General features: G+C 33.3%; 6 protein-coding genes. All 6 read left to right on the top strand.

Features of this window, described 5'->3' with window-relative positions:
* The coding region (locus RWZ86_RS08080) for an ABC transporter permease subunit (protein WP_314681296.1) at positions 1-172 on the top strand (172 nt) is incomplete at its 5' end.
* Positions 172-1,152, top strand: a complete 981-nt coding sequence (locus tag RWZ86_RS08085; protein WP_314681280.1) for an ABC transporter permease — start codon at positions 172-174, stop codon at positions 1,150-1,152. The genes RWZ86_RS08080 and RWZ86_RS08085, both read left to right, overlap by 1 nt.
* A 9-nt stretch (positions 1,153-1,161) precedes the next feature.
* Positions 1,162-2,205, top strand: coding sequence for an ABC transporter ATP-binding protein (locus tag RWZ86_RS08090; protein WP_314681282.1), 1,044 nt, complete (start codon positions 1,162-1,164; stop codon positions 2,203-2,205).
* Positions 2,198-3,115 (top strand): ATP-binding cassette domain-containing protein, encoded by a 918-nt coding sequence (locus RWZ86_RS08095; protein WP_314681286.1) that lies wholly within the window; start codon positions 2,198-2,200, stop codon positions 3,113-3,115. The genes RWZ86_RS08090 and RWZ86_RS08095 overlap by 8 nt, the downstream gene beginning before the upstream one ends.
* A gap of 120 nt (positions 3,116-3,235) precedes the next feature.
* A complete protein-coding gene (gene acpP / locus RWZ86_RS08100; protein ID WP_314681289.1) occupies positions 3,236-3,478 on the top strand; it encodes an acyl carrier protein in 243 nt (80 codons plus the stop codon).
* 201 nt (positions 3,479-3,679) lie between these two features.
* Entirely contained in the window at positions 3,680-5,467 is a 1,788-nt protein-coding gene (locus tag RWZ86_RS08105; protein ID WP_314681293.1) for an oligopeptide ABC transporter substrate-binding protein, read from the top strand.
* Positions 5,468-5,591 lie beyond the last annotated feature (124 nt).

Below are 5,591 nucleotides of genomic sequence, written 5' to 3' on the forward strand. Positions count from 1 at the left end.
TGGTATTGGGGAGCAATTTGTGAAATCGATTTTAACAAATGATTATCCAACGATTATGGGTGTGACAATGATGTATTCATTTTTATTAGTTGTGACAATTTTAATGGTTGATTTACTATATGGATTGATTGATCCTAGAATTCGTTTAACACAAGGAGGAGAAGCTTCATAATGACAGAAAAAGTATCATTTAAACGTGTAGTATCGTCTTTTGAACAAGTAGAAAATATTTCACTTCCTCCTCAAAGTTTTTTACAAGATGCATGGAGACGATTGAAAAAAAATAAGGGGGCTGTTGTATCGTTAGGAATTGTAGTTCTCTTTATTATTCTAGCTTTATTAGCACCTTTTATTAGTCCGCATGATCCATTGGAACAAAATGTTCAATTAGCGAATTTACCAGCTAAAATTCCTGGTGTTTTTAAAGGGATGAGAGCGGGAGTAGATGCGTATGCTCAAGCAGGAGTTCCTGAAGGGATTTATTACTATTTAGGAACGGATGGTTTAGGAAGAGATTTATTATCTCGAATTTTATATGGAACAAGATTATCATTATTAATTGCCTTTGCTGCAGCAATGTTTGATTTAACAGTAGGGGTATTATATGGCTTGATTTCTGGTTGGTTTGGTGGTCGTGTAGACACAGTAATGCAACGTGTTTTAGAAATTATGACTGCTATTCCAAACTTAGTTATTTTAGTGTTAATGTTGTTATTTTTACAACCAGGTGTAGGTACGATTATTTTAGCCATTGGGGTTACTAGTTGGTTAACAATGGCCCGTGTTGTTCGTGCGCAAACATTAAAATTAAAAAATCTAGAATATGTTTTAGCGTCTAAATCATTAGGACAAAGTTTTTGGAAAATTGCGTTGAAACATCTTTTACCAAATATTGCTGGAATTATTATTATTCAAACAATGTTTTCAATTCCTTCAGCAATTTTCTTTGAAGCCTTTTTAAGTTTCTTAGGAATTGGGGTTCCAGTACCAAATGCCTCATTAGGTTCGCTTATTAATGATGGCTATAAAACATTTAGATTTTTACCGCATTTAATGTGGTTCCCGGCAACTGTATTATGTATTTTAATGATTAGTTTTAATTTATTAGCAGATGGATTAAGAGATGCCTTTGATCCAAAAATGAAAGAATAGGAGAAATGTATGAGTGAAACAATTTTAAGTGTAAAAAATTTACAAGTATCCTTTCAAACATTTGATGGAAAAGTTCAAGCAGTTCGAGGGATAGATTTTTACTTGAAAAAAGGAGAAACATTAGCGATTGTTGGTGAGTCTGGTTCAGGAAAATCTGTTACGACTAGATCCATTATGCAATTATTATCTGCCAATGCTTTAGTTGAAAATGGAGAAATTATTTTCGAGCAAGAAAATATTTTAGAAAAATCAGAATCTGAAATGCAACAAATTCGTGGAAAGAAAATTGCGATGATTTTCCAAGACCCAATGACGTCTTTAGATCCAACGATGAAAGTTGGCATGCAAGTGGCAGAATCGATGATTAAACATTTGAAATTATCGAAAAAAGAAGCCTTGCAACAGGCCGTTCATTTATTAGAACAAGTCGGAATTCCAAATGCGGAAAAAAGAGTGAATGATTATCCGCATCAATTTTCTGGTGGACAAAGACAAAGAATCGTTATTGCGATTGCATTAGCATGTAATCCAGATATTTTAATTGCAGATGAACCAACGACTGCACTGGATGTAACGATTCAAGCACAAATTTTAGAATTATTAAAAGAAATTCAACAAAAACATGGTACTTCTATTATTTTTATTACGCATGATTTAGGGGTTGTCGCAAATGTTGCGGATAGAGTGGCTGTGATGTATGCAGGGAAGATTGTAGAATATGGATTAGTCGATGAAATTTTCTATAATCCAAAACATCCATATACATGGGGATTATTATGCTCAATGCCTTCTTTAGAAGAGGAAGGGGCATTATACACGATTCCTGGAACACCACCAGATTTATTAAATCCTCCAAAAGGAGATGCATTTGCCCTAAGAAGTGATTATGCATTAGATATTGATTTTGAAGAAATGCCACCAATGTTTGCAGTATCGGATACACATGCTGCAGCGACTTGGTTATTAGACGAACGTGCTCCAAAAGTAGAGCCACCAGAAGAAATTCAAAAACGTTGGGCACAATTTGAAAGTAGGAGAGTGACAAATGAGTAAACGTAAATTAGTCGAAGTTAAAGGCTTAAAGTGTTACTTTGGTGCTTCTTCGAAACAAGTTGTAAAAGCAGTCGATGATATTAGTTTTGAAATTTTTGAAGGTGAGACTTTTGGTCTTGTAGGAGAATCAGGTTCAGGAAAGTCTACGACAGGCCGTTCGATTTTACGATTGAATGATGCAACTGACGGACAAATTTTATTTGATGGAAAAGAAATTCCAACGAAGACTAAAGACTTAAAAGAGTTTAGAAAACAAGCGCAAATGATTTTCCAAGATCCGTATGCTTCATTAAATGGAAGAATGAAAGTTAGAGATATTATTGCTGAAGGAATGGATATCCATGGTATCGTTAAAACTCGTGCAGAAAGAGATGCAAAAGTAAACGAATTGTTGAAAATGGTAGGATTGAATCCAGAACATGCGAATCGTTATCCACATGAGTTTTCTGGTGGGCAACGTCAAAGAATTGGGATTGCAAGAGCTCTAGCAGTAAATCCACGCTTTATCGTTTGTGATGAGCCAATTTCAGCATTAGATGTATCGATTCAAGCTCAAATCGTGAATTTACTAAAAAAATTACAAAAAGAGCAACAATTAACGTATTTATTTATTGCGCATGATTTATCAATGGTTAAATATATTAGTGACCGAATTGCAGTAATGTATCAAGGGAAAATAGTTGAGTTAGGAACTGCTGATGCTGTTTATCATCAACCATTCCATCCGTATACGAAGAGTTTATTATCAGCAATTCCTTTACCAGATCCTCAATATGAAAGAAATCGTAAAAGAGTGATTTATCAACCAACCGTTCAAAATGAACCAGAAGAAATGTTTGAAATTACTCCAGGACATTTTGTACTAACTACAAAAGAGCAAGCTGAAATTTGGAAAAATAGTTTATCATAGTACTATATAAAATAAAGTGCTTTCAAAAGAAATGATAGACAATAAAGCCAAATTTGAGTAAAATAGAGGTATAGCAATTAGGAGTGTAGGGAGAAATCGCTTAGACAAGGAGGACAACAAATGTCAGAGCAAGAAGTACTAGACAAAGTAATTCAATTAATTTCGGAACGTTTTAGTGTCGATGTATTAAAAATTACAAGAGATACAACATTCCAAGAAGACTTAGGTGCTGATTCATTAGATGTCGTTGAATTAGTCATGGAATTAGAAGATGCATTCGGAATTCAGATTTCTGATGAAGATGCAGAACAAATTGTTACAATTGGAGATGCTGTGAACTATATCGTTAGTCAACAAGCATAAGAAAAAACGAGCTTAGGCTCGTTTTTTTATAAAAATTTTTTTATAACTATAAAAGGTTATAATTATATCATATAACTTTAGTGGTATCATTAAAAAATGATGAAAATAACATTAAAAAACGAAAGAAATATTGAAAAGTATCATAAACTTTGTTAGTATCGAAACATTCATTAGTTTTGTTAAAAACTTAGGAGGGATAATATGAATAACAAGAAATTATATACAGGATTTCTTAGTGTTACTGCTGCTCTAGCATTAGCTGCATGTGGTAACAAACAACAATCTTCTTCATCGGTACAGGCTCCTGTTGAAGATGGATTTAAAACAGAAGTGGTAAACGAAGGTACGCCAATTAGTGGTGGGACACTAAACATGGCACAAGTATCTAATTCACCATTCAAAGGGTTATTTAACCCAATTTTATTTATCGATTCTGGTGATGGTGCTGTAGTAAATATGGCTTTTGCAAACTTATTTGACTATGATGCAAATCAAAAAATCGATAACAGTAAAGGGATGGCTGATTACAAGTTAGATATTGAAAATAAAACATTTACAATTCACTTGAAAAAAGGGGATTATAAATGGTCAGATGGACAACCTTTAACAATTGATGACTACATTTTCACATATGAAGTATTAAGTCGTCCAGACTATGAAGGGGTTCGTTTCTCTGAAGATATTTTAAATGTTGAAGGGGTACAAGAATTCCATGAAGGAAAAGCATCATCAATTTCTGGTTTGGAAAAAATTGATGATCAAACTGTTAAACTTCACTTAAAAGAAGTTTATCCAGCATTAGAGTTTGGTGGAGAAGCTATTAATACTTTAATGATTCCAAAACATATTTATAAAGATATGACTTATCAAGAAATGATTACATCTGATTACTCTCGTACAAAAGTAGTGGGTAGTGGACCATTCATTATCAAAAACATCGTACCTGGTGAATCTGTAACTTTCGAGAAAAACCCTTATTACTATAAAGGTCAACCAAAAATTGATGTAAAATTAGACGTAGTAAGTAGCGAACAAATTGTTTCAGAATTAAAAGCAGGTCACTATGATTATGTAAGTGGAATGCCTTCTGACCAATACGAAACTTACAAAGATTTAGATAACATTTCATTATTAGGATTAATGACTAACTCAATCAGTTATACTGGTTTCAATGTTGGACATTGGGATGCAGCTAAAGGTGAACACGTTGTAGATCCTTCTAAGAAAATGAATGATGTTGCTTTACGTAAAGCAATTGGTTATGCAATCGATAATGATACAGTTGGTAAAGATACTTACCACGGTTTATCAGTTCGTGCGAATACATTATTATCTCCATTCTTCAAAGACTTATATGTAGGTAAAGATGTAGTTCCTGGATTTGAATACAATCCTGAAAAAGCTAAAGAAATCTTAAAAGATGCTGGTTATAAAGACGTTGATGGTGATGGTTACGTAGAAGATAAAGAAGGTAAACCATTAACGATTACATTATTAGCAGCTAAAGGTAGTGAAACTGCAGAAGCGGTATTACAACAATATATCGCTTGGTGGAAAGAAGTTGGATTAAATGTACAATTATTAACTGGTCGTACATTAGACTTCCAAACTTATGCAGAGAAATTACAAAAATATGCTGATGACTTCGATATGTGGACAGGTGGATTTACAATTGGATATAATCCAGCACCAGATGGATTATATGGACCTAAAGCTGCCTTCAACTTTGGTCACTTTGTAGAACCAAAACATACAGCATTATTACAACGTATTTCTTCTAATGAAACATTCGATGAAAAAGTTAAAAAACAATTATTCTTAGAATGGCAACAATACGTTCAAGAAAACCCATTTGCAATTCCTCGTTTCAACACATTTGAATTAACAGCTGTTAATAAACGTGTGAAGAAAATTAATATCACTCCAGATAAAGGAACTGGATGGGAAGAAGTTGAGTTAGTTTCTGATAAAGCAGTAGTTGCTAAATAATCTTCATCTTGAATGAATTTAATCGTAAGTTAAGTAAACATCCCAAATGGGATGTTTGCTTTTTTTTTAGGTTGTTCGACAAATCCTGTTGGTGAGAAATCACCGACAGGATTTTTTACATGCA

The sequence above is a fragment of the uncultured Granulicatella sp. genome (genome assembly GCF_963545075.1).
In the GTDB taxonomy this organism is placed as follows: Bacteria; Bacillota; Bacilli; order Lactobacillales; family Aerococcaceae; genus Granulicatella.